This window comes from Methylobacterium sp. GC_Met_2, assembly GCF_026540795.1.
In the GTDB taxonomy this organism is placed as follows: domain Bacteria; phylum Pseudomonadota; class Alphaproteobacteria; order Rhizobiales; family Beijerinckiaceae; genus Methylobacterium.
In genome coordinates, this window is record NZ_JALNUM010000008.1 from 22965 (window position 1) to 44636 (window position 21672).

The window sequence follows — 21672 nt, forward strand, 5'->3', positions numbered from 1 at the left end:
CCGTCCCTGACCAGAGTGCCGTGGACGCGGTTAGCGCCCGGTTAACACGCACCCCGCTCCGACGCGGAATCGTCGTCCAAAAGCCGGCCTGGTTGGCACAGGTCGGGCCGCGTCGAGAGCCGTCTCAGCGGTTCGCGGTCGTGACCGGAGAGGTGACGCCGCCGAGCGACACCCAGGCGACCGCGTCCTGGCTCTCGCGCTTGATGAACACGTAGCCGGTCCTGTGCCAGGGCAGGATCGCGTTGGTCTTGTTGTCGAGCACCAGATCGCCCCGGTCGGTGATCAGGGTCAGCACGGCGTGGCCCTCGCCCTTCTCGTCGATCACCACGGTCATGCGCATCGCCCGGCGCGGCAGCCCGGCCTCGGCCAGGAGGTGGCGCTTGAGCAGCTGGAAGTCCTCGCAGTCGCCGATGCCGTCCTCGGCCAGGTCCCAGCGGTCGGCCACGTGCAGGTGGTCCTGATCGGTCATCGGCTCCACCGCCTTGTTGACCCGGCGGTTGACCGACACGATCGTCGCCCAGGTGGCGGGCGTGAGGCTGATGCGGGCCGGCTCGGTCCGGTCGACCGCGCACTCGGACACGTAGCCCTGGCAGAACGTCACCCAGGCCGCGATCGGCTTCGCATCACCCAGGGTGGTGGCACCGGCCTCCGTGGGCAGGCTGGCGAGGGTCTGGGCCTCGGCCGTGGCGGCGAGACCGAGCAGCGCCGCAGCACCGGCCAGCGCCCCCCGAACCATCCTGAAAAGCCCCGCGCCCATCGAACCCGTCCCCGTTGTCGAGGCCAGAATTGCGCCGCAGAGCCTCCGCGGCGCTGAAAGCGATGCGCGCAATTTTATCGATTCGCCGCAGGGCCCCGGGTCATGCGTGACAGCGTCGACGGGTGGCTTGGGAAGCTCGGCAAATCCGCGCTGTCGGCTTCGGGAAACAGAAACCTTGAGGGATCGTTCAAGGCCCCAGAAGCTTCACGAAGGCGGCGCCGGCTCCGAAGAACGCGGCTCCGGCCGCCATCCCGGCCAAGGCGACCTGCCAAGGGGCGAGCGCCCGTTCGCGCTCCAGCTTCGCTGCCTCGGCTATCAACGTCTTTTGTTCGGCGACGAATTTTTGTGACTCGTCCATCGCACGGAAAACGCGCGTGATCTGCTCGGCAAGATCGAGAGAGTCCGGCGTTGAGGTCTCGGCCGTCGGCCCTGATTCTCAAGCGTTTCGATCCTCATAATCTGAGCACTTACTGACAGGACGGCAAGGACCGGCTCCGCTCACCCCGCCGTCTGATCGAGCTTGCGCTCCGCCTCGCCCTTCAGCTCCGGGAAGTCGGCCTGCGTGTAGGCCCGGCCGCGATGGGGATCCTCGGTGATGCCCACGTGCTCCAGGCGACGCAGCTGCACCCGGCGGATCTTGCCCGAGATGGTCTTGGGCAATTCAGTGACGAATTCCAGCGCGCGCAGGCGCTTGAAGGTGGCGAGCCGCGCGTTGGTGAAGCGGAAGATGTCCAGCGCCGTCTCGGGCCCCGCGGAGGCACCCGCCACGAGCGACACGTAGGCCTTGGGGATCGTGTGGCGCATCGGGTCCGGCACCGGGACAACCGCGGCTTCCGCCACCGCCGGATGCTCGATCAGTACGCTTTCCAGTTCGAACGGGCTGATCCGATAGCCGGAGGATTTGAATACGTCGTCGGCCCGGCCCACGAAGGTGAAGCAGCCCTCCCCGTCCACGAAAGCCACGTCGCCGGTGCGGTAAAGGTCGCCCCCCGCCCCCGACAGGTGGCCCTGGCCGTCGTCATAGCCCTGCATCAGGCCCGCGGGGCGATGCGCGCCCAGTTCCAGGCAGACCTCCCCCTCGGAGGCCGGCTGGCCGTCGGCGTCGCGCACGCGCACCCGGTAGCCCGGGAGCGGCCGGCCCAACGCCCCGGGCACGACCGGCTGGCCCGGCGTGTTGGCCATCAGCGCGGTGGTCTCGGTCTGGCCGTAGCCGTCGCGGATCGTGAGGCCCCAGGCGGTCTTCACGCGCTCGATCACCTCCGGGTTCAGGGGCTCGCCGGCCGCGCAGACCTCGCGCAGGGCGAGTCGCTTCCCGGTCAGATCCTCTTGAATGATCATCCGCCAGACCGTCGGTGGCGCGCACAGGGTGGTCGCGCCGGTGCGCTCCAGCTGCGTCAGCAGCGCGGTGGCGTTGAACGGTGCTTGGTTGATCACCAGGATCGTCGCGCCCGCGTTCCAGGGCGCGAAGAACGACGACCACGCGTGCTTCGCCCAGCCCGGCGAGGAGACGTTGCAGTGGATGTCGCCGGGCTGGAGCCCGAGCCAGTACATGGTCGAGAGCGCGCCCACCGGATAGGAGCGGTGGCTGTGGCGAACCAGCTTCGGCTTCGCCGTGGTGCCGGAGGTAAAGTAGAGGAGCAGCGGGTCGTCGGCCCCGGTCGCCGCGTCCGGCGCGAAGGTGTCGGGCGACCCGAATGCGTCGTCATACGTGCTCCAGCCCTCCATCGCGGGGCCGGTGACGATGCGGATCGCATCCCCAATGTCGAGACCGACAAAGCGCGCGATCTGCTCTGGCCCGGCGACGATCGCCCGGGGGCGGCCGCGGGCGAGGCGGTCGGCGAGTTCGTCGGCGGTGAGCAGCGTGGTCGCCGGGATGACCACGGCGCCGAGCTTCATCGCCGCCAGCATGGTCTCCCAGAGGGCCGGAACGTTGCCGAGGAGCAGGAGCAGGTGGTCGCCGCGCTTCAGGCCGCGCTGACGCAGGTTATTGGCGACTTGGTTGGAGCGCCGGGCAAGCTCGCCGAAGGTCAGGCTCTGCTCGGCGCCGCTGCCAGCCTCGACGATCCGCAAAGCGGCACGGTCCCGGCTCTCGGGGCCGGCCAGCACCGCGTCGAACCAGTCGAGCGCCCAGTTGAACGGAACCGGCTCCGGCCACGCGAAGGCCGAGACGGCGGCGGCGTAATCGGTGCGGTGGGCCAGCAGCAGGTCGCGGGCCTCCTGGAAGCTCGGCATGGTCGTTCCCCCTCCTCGTCGTTGCCTCTCCTGTCCCGGCTTCTTCAGGCCGGGATCAGATCCTCGCCGGCTTCGCCGCGCCCGAGGCGCTGGACCATGGCGGCGTGGAACTCACGGATCGCCCCGGCAATGGCTCCGACGCTGCGGCCGTTGCGGGCGACGTCATCGGCGTTCAGCGCGATCAGGCCGGCCGCGTAGCCGGCTTCGTTATGCTCGAACGGGTCGGCATAGAGCCATGTCCACCAGTCCCGGGCCGGGATCAGGCTCGCACCCGGCTTGACCCGCAGGGCCGCCAGGAAGCGGAAATGGCGGGCCAGCCCCTTCCACCAGACCGCCCGCGTCTCCGGCGCCACATCGAAAGCCAGCAGCTTCACGAGGTGCTCGTTGATGGTCTCCTCGCGGCCCCGCGCCTTCTGGGCGACGATCGCGCTCGGGAAGGCCATCTCGAACCGATGTTCCGAATCGTGGTCCAGGACATCCATGGCCTTCTGCCCGTTCAGGTGTTCTCGAACCGGGGCGGCCGCTTCTCCACGAAGGCGGCCATGCCCTCCTTCTGATCCTTGGTGGCGAACATGGCATGGAACACCCGCCGCTCGAAGCGGATGCCCTCTGTCAGCGTGGTCTCGTAGGAGCGGTTGACCGCCTCCTTGGTCATCATGGCGATCGGCAGCGACATCGACGCGATCGTCGCGGCCGCCTTCAGGGATTCGTCGAGGAGCTGGTCGGCGGCGATCACCCGCGAGACGAGCCCTGAGCGCTCGGCCTCGGCGGCGTCCATCATCCGGCCGGTGAGGCACATCTCCATGGCCTTGGCCTTGCCGACGAAGCGGGTCAGCCGCTGGCTGCCGCCGATTCCCGGCATCACCCCGAGCTTGATCTCGGGCTGGCCGAATTGCGCGGTGTCGGCCGCCAGGATGATGTCGCACATCATGGCGAGTTCGCAGCCGCCGCCCAGCGCGTATCCCGCCACCGCGGCGATGATCGGCGTGCGCACGGCGACGAACCGGTCCCAGTCGGCGAACCGGTCGCCCGCGTACATCTCCGCGTAGGTGGCGTGCTGCATCTCCTTGATGTCGGCCCCGGCCGCGAAGGCCTTGGCCGAACCGGTCAGCACGATGCAGCCGATTCCCGGATCGGCATCCGCCTCGGTCGCCGCCTGGATCACCTCCCGGGTGAGCTGGAGATTGATGGCGTTGAGCGCCTTGGGCCGGTTGAGGGTGATCAACCGGACGCGCCCGCGCGTCTCGGTCAGGATCGTCTCGTATGGGTCGCTCACGACTCGCCTCCCTGCCCGCGCAGCATACGGATGATCGCGGAAAAGTCCTCGCCCCCGTGGCCGGAACTTTCGAACAACCCGTAGAGCTGCGCGGCCTCGGCGCCGAGCGGCGTGGCCGCACCGGAGGCGAGCGCCGCAGCCTGGGCGAGGCGGAGGTCCTTGAGCATCAGCGCGGCGGCAAAACCCGGCTTGTAGCCGGTGTTGGCCGGCGAGGTCGGCACCGGGCCCGGCACCGGGCAGTAGGTGGTCAGCGACCAGCACTGGCCCGAGGAGACCGAAGCCACGTCGTAGAGCGCCTGATGCGACAGGCCGAGTTTTTCGCCCAGCGCGAAGGCCTCGCCGACGGCGATCATCGAGATACCGAGGATCATGTTGTTGCAGATCTTGGCCGCCTGACCGGCGCCGGCCGCGCCGCAATGGAACACGTTCTTGCCCATCGCCTTGAGCAGCGGCTCGGCCCTGGCGAAGGCCGTTTCGGCGCCGCCGGCCATGAAGGTCAGCGTGCCGGCCTTGGCGCCGCCGGTTCCCCCCGAGACCGGTGCGTCCACCGACAGGCAGCCCCGCGCCTCGGCCAGTGCATGGGCCCTGCGGGCGCTCTCGACGTCGATGGTGGAGGAATCGATCAGCAGGGTGCCGGCGGGCACCGTCTCAGCGAGTTGGGTCCAGACCTCGATGACGTGCCGCCCGGCGGGCAGCATGGTGATCACGACGTCCGCGCCCTCGGCCGCTTCCAGGGCCGAGCCCGCCACCGCGACGCCCGCGGCGCGGGCGGCCTCCAGCGAGGCCGACACCAGATCGAAGCCACGCACCGTATGCCCCGCCTTCACGAGGTTGGCCGCCATGGGGCCGCCCATGTTGCCGAGACCGATGAACCCGATGGTCTGCGCCATCCAACCCTCCCTGTCTTGTATCTCGCCCCTACCCACTTCAACGGCAGCCTGACCGGTCTATGACGGGCTCGACGCGCCCCCTCTCCCGTGCGGGAGAGGGTTGGGGTGAGGGATACGCCCTCTCCGGAAAAACCTGATCCCTCACCCTGTCCCTCTCCCGCACGGGCGAGGGGACCCGCGCTCCTATGAAGATCCGGGGGCAGCGCCCCGGAGCCGGGCTGGGGCGAGCGGCCTCACATCACACCGCACCCGTCCGCGACTCCGGAAAAACCGGATCCGCGCGCCGCTCGAGCCAGCGGGCGATCCGGGCGGGGTCGACGGCGTCCAGGGTCGGCGGGTTCCAGCGGGGGGTCTTGTCCTTGTCGATCACCGCGGCGCGGATGCCCTCGCGGAGATCGCCCTCCGCCAGGACGGCGAGCGAGGCATGGAACTCGCGCTCCAGGCAGGCCTCCAGCTTCGCGGAACCGCGGCCGAGGCGCAGCAGGCAGAGCGTGAGGACGAGGCTCGTCGGCGCCTTGCTCAGGAGGGTTTTTCGCGTCGCGGCGGCGAAATCCGAGCCGTCAGCGTCGAGGGCCACCAGAATCTCGTCGACCATGTCGAAGGCGAAACACCGGTCGATCACGGCGCGATGCGCCGCGAGCGGGGTCGAACCGGGATCCTGCGCGAGGCGCACGATGACGTCCCGCACGCCCGCATCCCCGGCATCCGGCGGGAGCGCCGAGAGCGCGTCGATCAGGTCGGGGAGCGCCGCAGAGGGCACCATGGCGTCGGCGAAGTTGCAAAAGATCGCGTCGGCGGCACCCATCGGCTCGCCGGTGAGGCCGAGGTAGGTACCCGTCTCGCCCGGTGCCCGCGGCAGCAGCCACGTGCCACCGACATCCGGAAAGTAGCCGATACCGGTCTCCGGCATGGCGACGCGGGAGCGCTCGGTGACGATCCGGTGGGCGGCATGGCCGGCGAGCCCGACGCCGCCACCCATGGTGATGCCGTCCATCACCGCCACGAACGGTTTTTCGTAACAGGCGATGCGCGCATCGAGCCGGTACTCGTCCCGCCAGAATTGTTCCGCCGCGACCGTGTCGGTGCTGTCATAGAGGGTGCGCAGATCGCCGCCGGCGCAGAGGCCGCGCTCGCCTTCGCCGGTGAGCAGCACCGCGGCGAGGCCCGGATCCGCCGAGAACTGGTCGAGCGCCTGGTCGATCTCACCCACCATCCCGTGAGTCAGGGCGTTCAGGGCCTTTGGCCGGTTAAGCCGCAGGCGCCCCAGGGCGCCGACGCGCTCGACGATCATGTCGCTCATCGGTGCCCCCCGGTCATCGCGCGGGCGATGATCACCCGCATGATCTCGTTGGTGCCCTCCAGGATCTGGTGCACGCGCAGATCCCGGACGATCTTCTCCACGCCGTACTCGGCGAGGTAGCCGTAGCCGCCGTGCAATTGCAGCGCTTGGTTGGCCACCTCGAAGGCGGCGTCGGTCACGTGTCGCTTGGCCATGGCGCAGAGCTGGGTGGCGGTGGGGTTCTTGGCGTCGAGCGCCGAGGCCGCGTGGCGCAGGAAGGTGCGCGAGACTTCGAGGCTGGTCGCCATATCGGCGAGCCGGAACTGCAGCGCCTGGAAGTCGGTGAGCTTAGCCCCGAAGGCGCGCCGGTCGCTCATATAGGCGAGCGCCTTATCGAGGGCGGCCTGCGCGCCGCCGAGCGCGCAGGCGGCGATGTTGAGCCGGCCGCCGTCGAGACCGCTCATGGCGATACGGAAGCCCTGGCCCTCGGCGCCCAGGCGGTTCCCGACCGGCACGCGGCAGCCGTCGAACCGCACCGCCCGGGTCGGCTGAGCGTTCCAGCCCATCTTGCGCTCCTCGGCCCCGAACGACAGGCCGGGCGTGCCCTTCTCCACCACCACGGCCGAGATGCCCCGCGGGCCGGCCTCGCCGGTGCGGACCATGCAGACATAGAGGTCGCTGACGCCCGCACCCGAGATGAACTGCTTCTCGCCGGTGAGCACGTAATGGTCGCCGTCCCGCTCGGCGCGGGTGCGGAGCGCCGCCGCGTCGGAACCCGAGCCCGGCTCGGTGAGGCAGTAGCTCGCGATGGTGTCCATGCCCATCAGGGCCGGGAGCCAGCGGTTGCGCTGGTCGGCGTCGCCATAGGCGTCGATCATCCAGGCGCACATGTTGTGGATCGACAGGAACGCCGCCACGGTCGGGCAGCCGGTGCTCAGCGCCTCGAAGATCAGGGTGGCGTCGAGGCGCGACAGGCCGGAGCCACCGACATCCTCGCGGACATAGATGCCCGCCATGCCCAGCGCGGCGGCGGCCCGCATGGTCTCCACGGGAAAGGTCTTGTCCCGGTCCCAGTCGAGGGCGTGGGGGGCGATGTGCTCGGCCGCGAAGCCGAGGGCCATCTCGCGGATCGCGGTTCGATCCTCATCGAGCCCGAAACGCATGGGCGTGGCTCCAACAGTTCAGACGGGCGCTTTCCCCTCCCCCTTGCGGGGAGGGGTCAGGGGTGGGGGTGGTGCAGGATCGTGCGTTCCGGTGCCGTCTGCACCACCCCCACCTCCGGCTCCTCCCCACAAGGGGGAGGAGAGAACGCGGGCCCCTCCCCCGCGGAGGGGGGAGGGTGATGCGGCTCAGCGCATGGTCGGGATGGAGAACTCCGCGCCGCTCTTGATGCCGCTCGGCCAGCGCTGCGTCACGGTCTTGGTCTTGGTGTAGAACCGGACCGAATCCGGCCCGTGCTGGTTCAGGTCGCCGAAGCCCGAGCGCTTCCAGCCGCCGAAGGTGTGGTAGGCGATCGGGACCGGGATCGGCACGTTGACGCCGACCATGCCGACGTTGACCCGCGCGGTGAAGTCCCGGGCCGCGTCGCCGTCCTGGGTGAAGATCGCAACCCCGTTGCCGTACTGGTGGGTCGAGGGCAGCGCCAGCGCCTCCTCGTAATCCTTGGCCCGCACCACCGAGAGCACGGGGCCGAAAATCTCCTCCTTGTAGATCGTCATGTCGGGGGTCACGCGGTCGAACAGCGAGCCGCCCATGTAGAAGCCGTTCTCGTAGCCCTGGAGCTTGAAGCCGCGGCCGTCGACCGCGAGATGCGCACCCTCGGCAACGCCCTGATCGATATAGCCGGCGACCTTCCGGACCGCCTCGGCGGTGACCATCGGGCCGTAATCGGCCGAGCCGTCATGCGAGGGACCGATCTTGAGCGATTCGACCCGCGGGATCAGCCGCTCCATCAGCCGGTCGGCGGTGGCCTCGCCCACCGGCACCGCCACCGAGATCGCCATGCAGCGCTCGCCGGCCGAGCCGTAGCCGGCGCCGATCAGGGCATCGACCGCCTGGCCCATGTCGGCGTCCGGCATGATGATCATGTGGTTCTTGGCGCCGCCGAAGCACTGGGCGCGCTTCCCCGTCTGGGCGGAGCGGACGTAGATGTACTCGGCGATCTGCGAGGAGCCGACGAAGCCCACCGCCTTGATGTCCTCGTCGTCGAGGATCGCATCGACCGCTTCCTTGTCGCCGTTGACGACGTTGAGGATGCCGGGCGGCAGGCCCGCCTCCAGGAAGATCTCGGCGATGCGCAGCGGCACGCTCGGGTCGCGCTCGGACGGCTTCAGGATGAAGGCGTTGCCGCAGGCGATAGCCGGGGCGCATTTCCACAGCGGGATCATGGCCGGGAAGTTGAACGGCGTGATGCCGGCGACCACGCCGAGCGGCTGGCGAAGGGAATAGACGTCGATGCCGGGGCCCGCCCCTTCCGTGTACTCGCCCTTGAGCAGGTGCGGGATGCCGCAGGCGAACTCCACCACCTCGACGCCGCGCTGGATGTCGCCCTTGGCGTCCGGCACCGTCTTGCCGTGCTCGGAGGCAAGAAGCTCGGCGAGTGCATCGTTCTCGCCGCGAATGAGTTCGAGGAAGCGCATCATCACGCGGGCGCGCTTCTGCGGGTTGGTGGCTGCCCAGGCCGGCTGCGCCGCGGCAGCGTTCTCGATCGCCGCGCGCATCTCGGCCTTGCTGGCCAGCGCGACCTTGGCCTGGACCTCGCCGGTCGAGGGGTGGAACACGTCCGCGAACCGCCCGCTCTCGCCGCCGACGCTCCGGCCGCCGATAAAGTGCCCGATCGTGCGCATGCCGCGCCTCCCTGTGGTGATTTGGTTTTATCGCAGCCTAACAGGATCCCTTGAGCGATAAAGCCGGATGCGCTTACAGCCGTCGTGCATCGATGCACAGCGGGAGTGCGGCCATGGCCAGGATCGGGCCGAACTGGGACGATCTGCGCTATTTCCTCGCGGTGGCGCGCACCGGCACTTTGAGCGCCGCAGCAGCCCGGCTCGGCACCGAGCACACCACGGTCGGCCGACGGATCCGGGCCCTGGAAGAGGGACTCGGCGCCCGGCTGTTCCACCGCAGCAACCTCGGCTACGCGCTGACCGAGGATGGGGCGAACCTGCTGGGCGTCGCCGAGGCCATGGAGAGCGCGTTCCTCTCGGCCAGCGCCACCACGGAGGCCGCCCACGCGGTGGCGGGCACGGTGCGGATCGGCGCGCCGGACGGGTTCGGCAGCGTGTTCCTCGCGCCCCGGATGCACCGGCTCACCGCCCGTCATCCCGGGCTGGAGGTGGAGATCATGGCGACCGCCCGGATCTTCAGCCTGTCCAAGCGGGAGGCCGATATCGTGATCAGCCTGTCCGGACCGCAGCAGGCCCGCGTGGTGGCGCGCCGGCTCACCGATTACCGGCTGTTCGTCTACGGAGCGGAAGCCTACCTCGGCGCCGCGGCGCCGATCGTCGGGATCGCGGAACTCTCCGGACATCCCTTCGTCGGCTATATCGAGGACATGCTGTTCACGCGTGAGCTGAACTATCTGGGCGCCCTGGGCCCCCCGGTCAGCGCCCGCCTGCGCTCCACCAATCTCCTGGCGCAGGTCTACGCGACGCGCGCCGGGGCGGGCCTGTGCGTCCTGCCGGCCTTCATTGCAGCGGCCCATCCCGGGCTGGTGCCGGTACTGCCCGAACAGGTCTCGCTGACGCGCGCGTTCCACATGCACATCCACGAGGATCACCGGAAAGCCGCCCATATCCGGGCCGTTGCAGGCTTCATCGCCGCCGAGGTGGAGGCAGCCGGCGCCCTGTTCGCCGGGCCGGCGGTGTCAGCGGCGGTGGTTTCGCAGGATCCCGCGGGCCCGTAAGATCGGGTGAACCCGGCGGATCAGGACAAGCGCCGGGCGGGAGGAACAAACGATGGTCGCCTCGATCGCCCTGCCCCGGCTGATGCGCGTCGGCGCCGGCGCCTCGCGGCTCTTGCCGGAGGTGCTCGCCCAGCTCGGCCTGTCGCGCCCCTTCGTGGTGACCGACCCCTATCTCGCCGGCAGCGGTCGGGTGGAGGCCCTCACCGAACGGTTCTCCGGCACGGGCACGCGCGCAACCGTCTTCGCCGACACGGTGCCGGACCCGACCGTGGCGTCCGTCGAGGCGGCGCTGGCCGCGCTCCAGGCGGGCGACTTCGACTGCGTGATCGGCTTCGGCGGCGGCAGCCCGATGGACACCGCGAAGGCGGTGGCCGTGCTGGCCCGCCACGGCGGCCACATGCGGGACTACAAGGCGCCCCGCCAGCAGGACGAACCCGGCCTGCCGATCGTGGCGATCCCCACCACCGCGGGCACCGGTTCCGAGGCGACGCGCTTCACCATCGTGACCGACGAGACCTCCGACGAGAAGATGCTGTGCATCGGCCTAGCGTATCTCCCGGTGGCGGCTTTGGTCGATTACGAGCTGACGCTGACCAAACCCAAGCGGCTCACTGCCGATACCGGCATCGACGCGCTGACCCACGCCATCGAGGCCTACGTCTCGCGAAAATCGAACCTGTTCTCGGACGGGCTGGCGCTCCAGGCGATGAAGCTGATCGCGCCGAACCTGCGGCGGGTCTGGACCGATCCCGGCGACCGGGCGGCCCGCGAGGCGATGATGCTGGGTGCGACCCAGGCCGGCATCGCCTTCTCGAATTCCTCGGTGGCGCTGGTCCACGGGATGAGCCGGCCGATCGGCGCGCATTTCCACGTGGCGCACGGGCTGTCGAACGCGATGCTGCTGCCGGCGGTCACGGCCTTCTCGGCGCCGGCCGCCATCGACCGCTACGCCGCCTGCGCCCGGGCCATCGGGGTCGCCAAGCCGGAGGCCGACGACCGGTCCGCCGCCGCGGCCCTGGTGGCGGAACTGGAAGCGCTCAACGACGACCTCGACGTACCTGGCCCCCAGGAATACGGGATCGACCCGGCCCGCTGGGAGGCGCTGCTCCCCACAATGGCGGCTCAGGCGCTCGCCTCCGGGTCGCCAGCCAACAACCCGGTCGAGCCCAGTGCCGAGGAGATCGTGGCGCTGTATCGGCGGGTGTGGGCGGGGTGATACCCTCCTGGGGCAGAGAATATCTTGGAGCGGACATTCGCCCCGCCGCCGTCTTTGCGAGCGGAGCGAAGCAATCCAGCAGCGCCACGCTAAAAGATGTCGCGCTGCCCTGGGTCGCTTCGCTACGCTCGCGATGACGGGGTGAGACCTACTTCGCCGCCGCCGTCAGCGGGCATCCGCTCTCGGCAGGCGACGCGAAGGCCTCCTTCCCGGGGATGGTCGAGATCAGCTTGTAGAGGTCCCACTCGCCCTTCGACTCAGCGGGCTTCTTCACCTCGAACAGGTACATGTCGTGCACCATGCGGCCGTTCGGCTGCACGACGCCGCCATGGGCGAAGACATCGTCCACCGGCAGCACCTTGAGCTTGGCGTTGACCGCGTCGGTCTCGTCGGTGCCCGCGGCCTTCACGGCCTTCAGGTAGGTTAGGACCGCCGAGTAGGTGCCGGCCTGGATCATGTTGGGCATCCGGCCGGTGCGTTTCATGTAGCGCTGGCCGAAGGCGCGGGTCTCGTCGTTGGCGTCCCAGTACCAGCCCTCGGTGAGCGTCAGGCCCTGCGCAACCTTGAGGCCGAGCCCGTGCACCTCCGAGAGGGTGAACAGCAGCGCCGCGAGCTTCTGGCCGCCATCGACGATGCCGTACTCGGCCGCCTGCTTGATCGCGTTCGAGGTGTCGAGCCCGGCATTGGCCAGCCCGATCACCTTGGCCTTCGAGCCCTGCGCCTGGAGCAGGAACGAGGAGAAATCCTGGTTCGAGAGCGGGTGGCGGACGCTGCCCACCACCTTGCCGCCGTTGGCGATCACCACCTTGCTGGTGTCGGTCTCGAGCGCCGAGCCGAAGGCGTAATCGGCCGTGAGGAAGAACCACGTGTCGCCCCCCGCCCGGGTCAGCGCGCCGCCGGTGCCCACCGCCAGCGCCCGCGTGTCGTAGGCCCAGTGGTAGCCGTAGGGCGTACAGGCCTTGCCGGTGAGGTCGCTCGACGCCGCCCCCGTGGTGATGGTGATCTTCTTCTTCTCCCTGGACAGGCCCTGGACCGCCAGGGCCACCGAGGAAGTAGTCAGCTCCATGATCGCGTCGACGCCGTCGCGGTCGTACCATTGCCGGGCGATGGCCGAGGCGATGTCGGGCTTGTTCTGGTGGTCGGCCGAGAGGATCTCGACCGGGACGGTGCCGATCTTACCGCCCATATCCTCCACCGCCATGCGGGCCGCCTCGACCGAGCCCTGGCCGCCGAACTGGGCGTAGAGGCCGGACTGGTCGTTGAGGATGCCGATGCGCACCGCGTTGCCCGAGAACGCGTCCGCGCCGCCCTGAGCAGCCGCCGCGCCGGTCATCGTCCCGAGGGCCGTCCCTGCCAGCGCCGCCGCCAGCACCGCGCCGCCCAATGTCCTGATCATGTCTCCCCCCGATTCACCCGGGCGCCCGCATTCTGAGGCGGTTCCGCATGCAAAATAGATCACGCCGGTGTGAGACTCCACAGCCCAGCTCGGCTGGATGCTGAAGGATTGCGCCGGTTGTGATGCCTGGCCGCGACGGGACCAGGGCAATGTCCGTTTCCGAACTGTTCTGGCGGCCGAGTTATTAAACCTTAACCATAATTACACGATTCCCCGCGCAGATTCAGGTCGTGAACGGCAATTCGGCCGTCTCCGGCTCGTGGCCCTGCGATGAAACCAGCCCGTCTTGCCGTCCTCGGCATCGCCCTCGCGGCGGGCAGCGGAGCGGCGTTCCTGATGAGCGGCGGCGATCCGACGCCGCCTCCGACGCCGATGAAAGTCGAGGCGCCGCCGGTGCCCATGACCGACGTGTTGGTGGCCGCCACCGACATGCCGATGGGTCAGGTGCTGCGCCCGACGGATCTGCGCTGGCAGCCCTGGCCGGACAATGCCGTCAATGCCGGCTTCGTCACCCGCAAGAGCAATCCCAAGGGCATGGAGGAGACGACCGGCGCCTCGGCCCGCTCGGGTTTCCTGGCGGGCGAGCCGATCCGCGCACAGAAGCTGGTGCGCCCGGAGAGCGGCTTCATGGCGGCGATCCTGCCGCCGGGTCAGCGCGCGGTCGCGATCACGACCGACAGCCGCGGCACCAATTCGGCCGGCGGTTTCATCCTGCCGAACGACCGCGTCGACGTGATCCGTACCTTCCACAAGATCACCAAGACGAACGGCGAGAACCGCGATGTCCAGGTCTCACAGACCATCCTGACCGACATCCGCGTCCTGGCGATCGGCCAGCTGATCCAAGAGAAGAACGGCACCAACGTCGTCACCGGCGAGACTGCGACGCTGGCCGTCACACCCGCCCAGGCCGAGAGCCTGACGCTCGCCGGGAAGGACGGGGCACTGTCGCTGTCCCTGCGCAGCCTCGCCGATGCCGGCCAGCCCACCGATCCCACCGCCCCTTCCGACACGCTCCAGGCGCAGACCGATCCCGCACTGACCGTGGTGCGCTTCGGAGTCGCGCGGCAGCAGACGCCGTGACCGCCATGATCGCTCCGCTGCCCCTCGCCCGCCCGGCGCGCCGTCGAGCCTACCGCTCGGCCTGCGCCCTCGCCCTCCTCGCCGCCCTGGCCAACCCGGCCTCGGCGCAGGAGCGACCGATCCATGGCCCGGCGCCGGTCCTGACGGTCGGCGCCGCGGAGGCCGCCTCGACCCGCCGCGTCGAGCTGACCGCCGGCCGCTCCGTGATCGTGGACCTGCCGCGGGACGCCAAAGAGGTCTTCGTGGCCAATCCGGCGGTGGCCAACGCCGTGGTCCGCTCGACCCGCAAGGTCTTCGTGATTGGCATGGCCGACGGCGCGACCTCGATCTTCATCATGGATGCCGAGGGCCGCCAGATCGCCGCCCTCGACGTGACGGTGGCCCGCGACCTCAATCTCGGAACCCTCCGCGAGCTGCTCGGCCAGAGCATTCCGGGCGGGCGGTTCGACGTGCGCTCCTCCGGGGCCTCGGTGCTGCTGTCGGGCTCGGTCAATTCATCGGCGGACGCCCAGCAGGCGATCGACATCTCCAACGCCTTCGTGGGGTTGGGCAGCGCGGGCGGCGCCTCCGGCGGGTCGAGCGGCGGCGTCGCGGCCGGCGCGCGCGGGGCGGTGATCAACAACCTCTCGATCCGCAACAAGGATCAGGTGATGTTACGCGTCACCGTGGTCGAGGTGTCGCGCAACGTCCTGAAGCAGTTCGGCATCAACGTGACCGGCAACTGGTCGGCGCTGAACCCGCTCGGTAACGCCCTCACCTCTCCCGCCCTGGCCAACAACCTGCCCTTCCCGATCACCGGCGGGACGACGCCCACCGGCAACCAGATCCAGGCGTCGGTGCGAGGTGGGGGCTTCTCGCTCCAGGCGACGCTGAAGGCCTTCGAGCAGGCCGGGGTCTCCCGGGTGCTCGCGGAACCGACGCTGACGGCGATCTCCGGCGAGGCCGCGAAATTCCTGGCCGGCGGCGAGTTCCCGGTGCCCTCGGCGGCCTCGAGCTGCGTCGGCGGCATCTGCTCCGCCCCCGGCATCACCTTCAAGCCCTACGGCGTCGCCCTGAGCTTCACGCCGGTTGTGCTGGCCGACAACCGCATCTCGATCCGCGTCGCCACCGACGTCACCGAAATCGATCCCCAGACCAGCTTCAGCTACACCAACGACGGCGTCACGACCGCCATCCCGGGCACGCGGGTCCGCCGCTCCGAGACCACAGTCGAGTTGCCCTCCGGCGGCGTGATGATGACCGCCGGCCTGATCCAGCAGGTGAACAAGCAGGCGATCTCCGGCCTGCCCGGCCTGATCAACCTGCCGATCCTCGGCGCCCTGTTCCGCTCCCGGGACTACCAGCGCATGGAAACCGAGCTGATGATCATGGTCACCCCCTACATCGCCCGGGCGATTGAGCCGAAGCAGGTCAGCCGGCCCGACGACAACTTCGTCGATTCCACCGACGGCCAGGCGGTGCTGCTCGGCCAGATCAACCGCCTGTACGGCAAGGTCGCCCCCACCGGGGCGGCTCCGGTCGGACAGACCTATCGCGGCCGCGTCGGCTTCATCGTCGAGTAGCGCCTTCCAGGATCGGATTCATGATCGGACGCCACCCGCCTATCCGGCCGGCCGCCCACCAGCGCCGCCTCGCCCCCCTGCTCACCGCCTGCGCGCTCGGTGCCCTGGCGGCCGGCTGCAACAACCAGCCGGTCGCCACCACCGGTGCGATCGAGGTCTCGGATTACCGCGCCCGGCACCCGATCGTCCTGACCGACGGCACCCGCAGCCTCGACGTGTTCCCGACAGGCGTCGGTCATCTCGATCCCCGCCAGACCGCAGATGTCGACGCCTTCATGCTGGAATACCGCCGCTACGGGCGCGGGACCCTGCTGATGGAGGTCCCCCGTGGCGGGCCGCCGGACCAGGCCGCTTCCGCCGAGCGCACCGCGGCTTTCCTCACCCGGCTCGCCGCACAGGACCGGGTCGCCCCCCGCGAGATCGCCGTCACCGGCTACGCCGTGGCGGCTCCGAGCCTCGCCGCGCCGATCCGCCTGAGCTTCCAGCGGATGCAGGCCAAGGTCTCGGATGCCTGCGGGCTCTGGCCCAACGATACCGGGACCAGCAACTTCGCGCTCGATTACAGCAACCGGCCGATGTGGAACCTCGGCTGTGCCACGCAATCGACCGTGGCCGCCCAGGTGGCGGATCCCGTCGACCTCGTTCGCGGACGGCCCGAGGGCCGTATCGACACGGTCAAGCGGGTCCGGGACATTGGCCAGTTGCGTGAAGGCAAGGATCCATCAACCACATGGCGGCAAGATGGGCAGACCGACGTAAAATCTCAGGTCGCCCAATAGGCTGGCCGATCCGCCAGCCTCATCTAACCTCGACGCTGCACCCCGAACGCGAACCTGAAAGTGCCGTCATGGCAGACCTGTCCGAGACAGCCGAGCGCACGATCGCCCCGGTGCCCCGGATCACCATCCAGGCGTTCTGCGATACCAGCGAGACCGCCGCGATGATTGAAGGGGCGGCCCTCGACCGGCGCATGCAGAAGGCGCAGGTCAAGGTGCGGATGGGCGGCGGGGCTGCGGCCATCGAGGCCTACAGGCACGCGCCGACGCCCAACGTCATCGTGATCGAGACGCAGGGGCCGCGCTCCAAGCCGATCGAATGCCTCGACGCCCTGGCGGAGGTCTGCGACGAGGGCACCCGCGTCCTGGTGATCGGCCATCTCAACGACGTCACCCTGTACCGTCAGCTGATCCAGCGCGGGGTGTCGGATTATCTGATGGCGCCGGTGGATCCTCTGACCCTGATTGCGGCGATCTCAGACCTGTTCACGGCCCCGGGCGTCAAGCCGGTGGGCCGCACGGTCGCGGTCTACGGGGTGAAGGGCGGGATCGGCGCCTCCACGGTGGCGCACAATTTCGCGTGGTCGGTGGCCCGCAGCCAAGGCGTGCAGACGGTGATCGCCGATCTCGACATCGCCTACGGCACGGCCTCGCTGAACTTCAACCAGGATCCGCCCCAGGGCATCGCCGAGGCGGTGTTCGCCCCCGAGCGCCTGGATTCCGCCCTGGTCGAGCGGTTGCTGTCGAAGTGCAGCGACACGTTGAGCCTGCTCTCGGCGCCCGCGAGCCTCGACCGCACGATCGACCTGTCGGAGCCGGCCTTCGACGCCCTGATCGAGTACCTGCGGGCCAGTGTGCCCTGCGTGGTGCTCGACGTGCCGCATCAGTGGAACGCGTGGACGAAGCGCGTCCTCACGGCGGCCGACGAGATCCTGATCGTCGCGGGCCCCGACCTCGCCAGCCTGCGTAACGCCAAGAACGTCCTGGGCGCGCTCAAGCACGGGCGCCCCAACGACGCCCCGCCGCGGATCCTGCTCAACGGCGTCGGCGTGCCCAAGCGCCCCGAGATCGGCACGCCCGAATTCGCTAAGACCCTCGAGTCTCCCGTCGCGCTGACGATTCCGTTCGAGCCGGCCCTGTTCGGCACGGCCGCCAACAACGGCCAGATGATCGCCGAGATCCAGGCCGGCTCGAAGGTGGCAGAGCTCTTCAACGACCTCGCCGCCCTGACGCTCGGACGCTCGGAGACCCGACGCCACGGGCGCACCAGCCTGTTCGAGCCGCTCCTCGCGAAGTTCGCCGGCGGCAAGTTCCCCGGCGCCAAGCTCGTCGGCGGAAAGGCCTCGTGATGCGGCGGGATTGCGCTCCGGGAATGGCCCATGTTCGGTAGACGCCAGATCGGCGGCGCACCGGCCGCCCCTGCGCCCACGCCTGCGCCGCGGTCGCCCGCTCCCTCACCGGCGGCACCGCAGCGGGACGCCGCGCCCAAGCGGCCCGAGCCGTCCGCCCCCGTGGTCGTCGAGACCACGCGGTCCGAGGATTACTACCGGACCAAGAGCCTGATCTTCGGCGCGCTGATCGAAGCGATCGACCTCACGCAGCTCTCGCGCCTCGACGCCGAGACCGCCCGCGAGGAGATCCGCGACATCGTCACGGAGATCATCGGGCTCAAGAACATCGTTCTGTCGATCGCCGAGCAGGAGGAACTGCTCGACGACATCTGCAACGACGTGCTGGGCTACGGCCCGCTGGAACCGCTGCTCGCCCGCGACGACATCGCCGACATCATGGTCAACGGCGCCAACCGGACCTTCATCGAGGTCAACGGCAAGATCCAGCTGACCAGCGTGCGCTTCCGCGACAACCAGCAGCTGATGAACATCTGCCAGCGGATCGTCAGCCAGGTCGGCCGCCGGGTCGACGACGCCTCGCCGATCTGCGATGCGCGCCTGCCGGACGGGTCCCGCGTCAACGTCATCGCGCCGCCGCTCGCCATCGACGGCCCGGCGCTCACCATCCGTAAGTTCAAGAAGGACAAGCTCACCCTGGAGCAGCTCGTGCGCTTCGGGGCGATCTCGCCCGAGGGTGCCGAGGTCCTGAAGATCATCGGTCAGTCACGCTGCAACGTGGTGATCTCGGGCGGCACGGGCTCGGGCAAGACCACGCTGCTCAACTGCCTGACCGCCTTCATCGAGCATGACGAGCGGGTCATCACCTGCGAGGACGCGGCGGAACTCCAGCTCCAGCAGCCCCACGTGGTCCGCCTGGAAACGCGCCCCCCGAACATGGAGGGCCAGGGCTCGGTCACCATGCGCGATCTCGTCAAGAACTGCCTGCGCATGCGGCCCGAGCGGATCATCGTCGGCGAGGTGCGCGGACCCGAGGCCTTCGACCTGCTCCAGGCGATGAACACCGGCCATGACGGCTCGATGGGCACGCTCCACGCCAACAGCCCGCGCGAGTGCCTGTCGCGTATCGAATCGATGATCTCGATGGGCGGCTTCACCCTGCCCTCGAAGACGCTTCGCGAGATGATCTGCGGCTCGATCGACGTGGTGATCCAGGCCATGCGCCTGCGCGACGGCTCCCGGCGGATCACCCACATCACCGAGGTGCTCGGCATGGAGGGCGATGTCATCACCACCCAGGACGTCTTCCTCTACGACATCGTCGGCGAGGACGCGAACGGCCGGCTGGTCGGGCGCCACCGCTCCACCGGGATCGGCCGGCCGAAATTCTGGGAGCGCGCCCGCTACTACGGCCTGGAGCGTCGGCTCGGCGAGGCGCTGGACGCCGCCGAGGTTGTTGATCGGAGTTGAGGCATGCCGAATCTTGCCGCCATCGGCTCTTCGAACCTTCCGATCGTTGCGGGCCTCATCGGCATCGCCGCGGCGGCGGTCGCCTACGTGGCGATCCTGCCCCTGTTCGACGGCGAGCGCCGGGCGAACAAGCGCCTGAAGGCGATCGGCGTCTCACCGACCGGGGCGGCGTTGCGGGGCGTGGCGGTCAACCGACGCGAGCAGGTCGCCAAGACGCTGAGCGAGATCGAGGCCAAGGCCAAGGGTGCCTCAAAAGCCAGCGTGGAGCTGAAGCTCGCCCGCGCCGGCCTCGATTGGACCAAGCAGACCTTCTACATGATGTCGGCCATCAGCGCCGGTATCTGCGGGCTGCTGCTCTTCGTGCTGACCGAAAGCCCGATCGCGGGGGTCGGTGCAGCCTTCGCCGGGGGCTTCGGCCTGCCGGCCTGGCTGCTGCGCCGCCTGCGGCTCAAGCGCATCGCCAAGTTCAACAAGGAACTGCCCAACGCCGTCGACGTGGTGGTGCGCGGCATCCGCACCGGCATCCCGGTCGGGGATTGCTTCCGCATGGTCTCCCGCGAAGCGGAGGAGCCGGTCCGCAGCGAGTTCAGGACCGTCGTGGAGACCCAGGCGCTCGGCCTGTCGCTGGGCGACGCGGTCATGCGCATGTTCGAGCGGGTGCCGACGCCGGAGGTCAACTTCTTCGTGATCGTGATCAACATCCAGCAGCAATCGGGCGGCAACCTGTCGGAGGCGCTGAACAACCTTTCCACGGTGCTGCGCGACCGGGCCAAGATGCGCGGCAAGATCCAGGCGATGAGCATGGAGGCCAAGGCCTCGGCCTCGATCATCGCCTGCCTGCCCTTCGGGGTGGGGGGTATCACCTCCCTGACGAGCCCCGACTACATCTCGCTGCTCTGGACGACCGATATCGGCAAGATCGCGCTGGTGGGGGCCGCGATCTGGATGTCGATCGGCGTCTTCACCATCAAGAAGATGATCGCCTTCGAGTTCTGATGGCGGGCCCTCACGCCCGCCGCGCGCTTTTCCCGGATCCGATCCCATGATCGACGACATCGCCGCGAAGCTGTTCGATCCCCGGTTCATGGGGACGCTCCTGACCGCCATCGCGGCGGCGGCGACCGCTTTCGCGGTGGCGCAGCCGTTCTTCGAGACCGACAAGCTCGAGAAGCGAATGAAGTTCGTGAGCGACGAGCGTGAGCAGATCCGGCGGCGCGAGCGCGCCAAAGGCGCACAGGTGTCGATGCGGGGCACGCTGCGCGTCGAACCCAAGGCCTACATGAAGTCGATCGTCGAGCGGTATCAGCTGCAACGCTGGCTCGCCACCGACACGGCCAAGCGCAAGCTGATGCAGGCGGGCTATCGCGGCCAGGGAGCGGAGACCGCGTTCCTGTTCTTCCGCCTCGTCGTGCCGGTTGCCACGGTGATCGGCGCGCTGTTCTACCTGTTCGTGCTGGACGCGATCGACGCCTCGTACCTCGTGCGGCTCGGACTGGTGATCGGCGCCGCCTATGCCGGCATCAAGGCGCCGGAACTGTTCCTCGTCAACGCCGCCAAGAAGCGTCAGACCGAGATCCGCAAGGCTTGGCCGGATGCCCTCGACCTCACCCTGATCTGCGTCGAGTCCGGCATGGCGATCGAGCATGCCTTTCGGCGGGTGAGCACCGAGATCGCCACCTCATCGGTGGTGCTGGCCGAGGAACTCGCGCTGATGACCGCCGAGATGTCGTTCCTGCCGGACCGGCGTCAGGCCTACGAGAACTTGGTGCTGCGCACCGGCCTCGATCCCGTGAAGGCCGTGGCGACCGCCCTGGTCCAGGCCGAGCGCTACGGCACACCGATCGGGCAGGCGCTGCGGGTGCTCGCACAGGAGAGTCGCGACAACCGGATGACCGAAGCCGAGAAGAAGGCGGCCGGGCTGCCGCCCAAGCTCACGGTGCCGATGATCCTGTTCTTCCTGCCGGTGCTGTTCGTCGTCATCATCACCCCCGCCGTCATCCAGATCATGCGGACCCAGTGACGCGCAGGGGTGACACCCCGCTCAGCGCAAAGTTCAGCGGATACGGCCCGGACGGGTCGGCTCGAACACGATCCGGCGGTGATAGGCACACCAGCTCTTGCCGTCGGCTACCGGTGCGCCGCAGCAGACCGCCCGGTCGTTCGGCTCGCCGATGATGTACTTGCACACGAAGGCCCCGGACTGCGCGAAGGGAACGCGCAGGTCGGCCGACGGCTCCTTGACGGTCTCGGCGTCGCCGATCTGGGACATGCGAACGAGTTGATTCATGGTGTCGATCGGCTCAATGATGATCCTGCTCGATGGGACCAGGGGCCCCGGCAGATGGAAGGGACGGACGCCTCTCCCTCGGGCAGCGACCCCGGACGCATCCGTCGGGATGGCATCCGAATCGACTCACCCGATGTCGACCGGCGCGATCGGCGTCATCGTGTTGTCGTAACTGGGGTTAAGGCAATTTAAAAC

The 21672-nt window shown here is 69.1% G+C and carries 20 protein-coding genes; 9 read left to right on the forward strand and 11 right to left on the reverse strand.

From position 1 onward, the window contains the following. Nucleotides 1-124: 124 nt before the first annotated feature. The 9 genes from OXS49_RS04890 to OXS49_RS04930 all read right to left on the reverse strand — a co-directional run bounded on the left by OXS49_RS04890 (nt 125) and on the right by OXS49_RS04930 (nt 9280). Nucleotides 125-736, reverse strand: a complete 612-nt coding sequence (locus OXS49_RS04890) for a transglutaminase-like cysteine peptidase (RefSeq protein ID WP_267422439.1) — start codon at nt 734-736, stop codon at nt 125-127. Nucleotides 737-944: 208 nt separating this feature from the next. Beyond that, nucleotides 945-1076, reverse strand: coding sequence for a hypothetical protein (locus OXS49_RS04895; protein ID WP_267422447.1), 132 nt, complete (start codon nt 1074-1076; stop codon nt 945-947). A gap of 179 nt (nt 1077-1255) precedes the next feature. Further along, nucleotides 1256-2989 (reverse strand): AMP-binding protein, encoded by a 1734-nt coding sequence (locus tag OXS49_RS04900; protein ID WP_267422329.1) that lies wholly within the window; start codon nt 2987-2989, stop codon nt 1256-1258. A gap of 44 nt (nt 2990-3033) precedes the next feature. After that, complete coding sequence (locus OXS49_RS04905) at nt 3034-3471, reverse strand: hypothetical protein (protein ID WP_267422332.1); 438 nt, start codon at nt 3469-3471, stop codon at nt 3034-3036. Nucleotides 3472-3485: 14 nt separating this feature from the next. Beyond that, complete coding sequence (locus OXS49_RS04910) at nt 3486-4265, reverse strand: enoyl-CoA hydratase (protein WP_267422334.1); 780 nt, start codon at nt 4263-4265, stop codon at nt 3486-3488. Further along, nucleotides 4262-5155 (reverse strand): 3-hydroxyisobutyrate dehydrogenase, encoded by an 894-nt coding sequence (gene mmsB / locus OXS49_RS04915; protein ID WP_267422336.1) that lies wholly within the window; start codon nt 5153-5155, stop codon nt 4262-4264. The genes OXS49_RS04910 and mmsB overlap by 4 nt, the downstream gene beginning before the upstream one ends. A gap of 238 nt (nt 5156-5393) precedes the next feature. Beyond that, nucleotides 5394-6455, reverse strand: coding sequence for an enoyl-CoA hydratase/isomerase family protein (locus tag OXS49_RS04920; protein WP_267422339.1), 1062 nt, complete (start codon nt 6453-6455; stop codon nt 5394-5396). Beyond that, nucleotides 6452-7597 carry an isobutyryl-CoA dehydrogenase gene (locus OXS49_RS04925; protein WP_267422342.1) on the reverse strand — a complete coding sequence of 382 codons (1146 nt, stop codon included), beginning with the start codon at nt 7595-7597 and terminating at the stop codon, nt 6452-6454. The genes OXS49_RS04920 and OXS49_RS04925 overlap by 4 nt, the downstream gene beginning before the upstream one ends. A 186-nt stretch (nt 7598-7783) precedes the next feature. Further along, entirely contained in the window at nt 7784-9280 is a 1497-nt protein-coding gene (locus OXS49_RS04930; protein WP_267422345.1) for a CoA-acylating methylmalonate-semialdehyde dehydrogenase, read from the reverse strand. Between the two features lie 113 nt (nt 9281-9393). On the opposite strand from OXS49_RS04930, the gene OXS49_RS04935 reads away from it, so the two are divergent. Together OXS49_RS04935 and OXS49_RS04940 are read left to right on the forward strand one after the other, a co-directional pair. Continuing rightward, on the forward strand, nt 9394-10338 hold the full coding sequence (locus OXS49_RS04935) for a LysR family transcriptional regulator (RefSeq protein ID WP_267422347.1): 945 nt from the start codon (nt 9394-9396) through the stop codon (nt 10336-10338). 52 nt (nt 10339-10390) lie between these two features. Next, complete coding sequence (locus OXS49_RS04940) at nt 10391-11554, forward strand: iron-containing alcohol dehydrogenase (protein WP_267422349.1); 1164 nt, start codon at nt 10391-10393, stop codon at nt 11552-11554. A 148-nt stretch (nt 11555-11702) separates the two neighbouring features. Here OXS49_RS04940 and OXS49_RS04945 read toward each other — a convergent pair whose 3' ends face one another. Then, a complete protein-coding gene (locus OXS49_RS04945; RefSeq protein ID WP_267422441.1) occupies nt 11703-12887 on the reverse strand; it encodes an ABC transporter substrate-binding protein in 1185 nt (394 codons plus the stop codon). Nucleotides 12888-13220: 333 nt separating this feature from the next. On the opposite strand from OXS49_RS04945, the gene cpaB reads away from it, so the two are divergent. From cpaB to OXS49_RS04980, 7 genes are all read left to right on the forward strand, one after another. After that, nucleotides 13221-14033: a Flp pilus assembly protein CpaB gene (gene cpaB, locus OXS49_RS04950; RefSeq protein ID WP_267422351.1), complete on the forward strand. Its 813-nt coding sequence runs from the start codon at nt 13221-13223 to the stop codon at nt 14031-14033. Between the two features lie 5 nt (nt 14034-14038). Beyond that, the gene (locus OXS49_RS04955) at nt 14039-15595 is read left to right on the forward strand and encodes a type II and III secretion system protein family protein (RefSeq protein ID WP_267422353.1); all 1557 of its coding nucleotides are present in this window, start codon (nt 14039-14041) and stop codon (nt 15593-15595) included. Between the two features lie 20 nt (nt 15596-15615). Next, the gene (locus OXS49_RS04960) at nt 15616-16374 is read left to right on the forward strand and encodes a CpaD family pilus assembly protein (RefSeq protein WP_243997789.1); all 759 of its coding nucleotides are present in this window, start codon (nt 15616-15618) and stop codon (nt 16372-16374) included. 68 nt (nt 16375-16442) lie between these two features. Further along, on the forward strand, nt 16443-17720 hold the full coding sequence (locus tag OXS49_RS04965) for an AAA family ATPase (RefSeq protein ID WP_243997791.1): 1278 nt from the start codon (nt 16443-16445) through the stop codon (nt 17718-17720). Nucleotides 17721-17750: 30 nt separating this feature from the next. Beyond that, nucleotides 17751-19190, forward strand: a complete 1440-nt coding sequence (locus OXS49_RS04970; RefSeq protein WP_243997793.1) for a CpaF family protein — start codon at nt 17751-17753, stop codon at nt 19188-19190. A 3-nt stretch (nt 19191-19193) separates the two neighbouring features. Beyond that, the gene (locus OXS49_RS04975; RefSeq protein WP_243997795.1) at nt 19194-20186 is read left to right on the forward strand and encodes a type II secretion system F family protein; all 993 of its coding nucleotides are present in this window, start codon (nt 19194-19196) and stop codon (nt 20184-20186) included. Nucleotides 20187-20232: 46 nt separating this feature from the next. After that, a complete protein-coding gene (locus OXS49_RS04980) occupies nt 20233-21210 on the forward strand; it encodes a type II secretion system F family protein (RefSeq protein WP_267422361.1) in 978 nt (325 codons plus the stop codon). Nucleotides 21211-21243: 33 nt separating this feature from the next. Here the strand turns inward: OXS49_RS04980 and OXS49_RS04985 are convergent, their stop codons facing one another. After that, nucleotides 21244-21477 carry a GcrA family cell cycle regulator gene (locus OXS49_RS04985; protein ID WP_243997799.1) on the reverse strand — a complete coding sequence of 78 codons (234 nt, stop codon included), beginning with the start codon at nt 21475-21477 and terminating at the stop codon, nt 21244-21246. Between the last annotated feature and the right edge of the window lie 195 nt (nt 21478-21672).

Excerpts from the sequence above, each read along its gene's own strand:
- OXS49_RS04955 (WP_267422353.1), top strand. The coding sequence starts at position 14,039 with ATGATCGCTCCGCTGCCCCTCGCCCGCCCGGCGCGCCGTCGAGCCTAC.
- OXS49_RS04890 (WP_267422439.1), bottom strand. The coding sequence starts at position 736 with ATGGTTCGGGGGGCGCTGGCCGGTGCTGCGGCGCTGCTCGGTCTCGCC.
- OXS49_RS04985 (WP_243997799.1), bottom strand. The coding sequence starts at position 21,477 with ATGAATCAACTCGTTCGCATGTCCCAGATCGGCGACGCCGAGACCGTC.
- OXS49_RS04930 (WP_267422345.1), bottom strand. The coding sequence starts at position 9,280 with ATGCGCACGATCGGGCACTTTATCGGCGGCCGGAGCGTCGGCGGCGAG.
- OXS49_RS04940 (WP_267422349.1), top strand. The coding sequence starts at position 10,391 with ATGGTCGCCTCGATCGCCCTGCCCCGGCTGATGCGCGTCGGCGCCGGC.
- mmsB (WP_267422336.1), bottom strand. The coding sequence starts at position 5,155 with ATGGCGCAGACCATCGGGTTCATCGGTCTCGGCAACATGGGCGGCCCC.
- OXS49_RS04905 (WP_267422332.1), bottom strand. The coding sequence starts at position 3,471 with ATGGATGTCCTGGACCACGATTCGGAACATCGGTTCGAGATGGCCTTC.
- cpaB (WP_267422351.1), top strand. The coding sequence starts at position 13,221 with ATGAAACCAGCCCGTCTTGCCGTCCTCGGCATCGCCCTCGCGGCGGGC.
- OXS49_RS04960 (WP_243997789.1), top strand. The coding sequence starts at position 15,616 with ATGATCGGACGCCACCCGCCTATCCGGCCGGCCGCCCACCAGCGCCGC.
- OXS49_RS04925 (WP_267422342.1), bottom strand. The coding sequence starts at position 7,597 with ATGCGTTTCGGGCTCGATGAGGATCGAACCGCGATCCGCGAGATGGCC.
- OXS49_RS04920 (WP_267422339.1), bottom strand. The coding sequence starts at position 6,455 with ATGAGCGACATGATCGTCGAGCGCGTCGGCGCCCTGGGGCGCCTGCGG.
- OXS49_RS04970 (WP_243997793.1), top strand. The coding sequence starts at position 17,751 with ATGTTCGGTAGACGCCAGATCGGCGGCGCACCGGCCGCCCCTGCGCCC.
- OXS49_RS04975 (WP_243997795.1), top strand. The coding sequence starts at position 19,194 with ATGCCGAATCTTGCCGCCATCGGCTCTTCGAACCTTCCGATCGTTGCG.
- OXS49_RS04965 (WP_243997791.1), top strand. The coding sequence starts at position 16,443 with ATGGCAGACCTGTCCGAGACAGCCGAGCGCACGATCGCCCCGGTGCCC.
- OXS49_RS04935 (WP_267422347.1), top strand. The coding sequence starts at position 9,394 with ATGGCCAGGATCGGGCCGAACTGGGACGATCTGCGCTATTTCCTCGCG.
- OXS49_RS04945 (WP_267422441.1), bottom strand. The coding sequence starts at position 12,887 with ATGACCGGCGCGGCGGCTGCTCAGGGCGGCGCGGACGCGTTCTCGGGC.
- OXS49_RS04980 (WP_267422361.1), top strand. The coding sequence starts at position 20,233 with ATGATCGACGACATCGCCGCGAAGCTGTTCGATCCCCGGTTCATGGGG.
- OXS49_RS04900 (WP_267422329.1), bottom strand. The coding sequence starts at position 2,989 with ATGCCGAGCTTCCAGGAGGCCCGCGACCTGCTGCTGGCCCACCGCACC.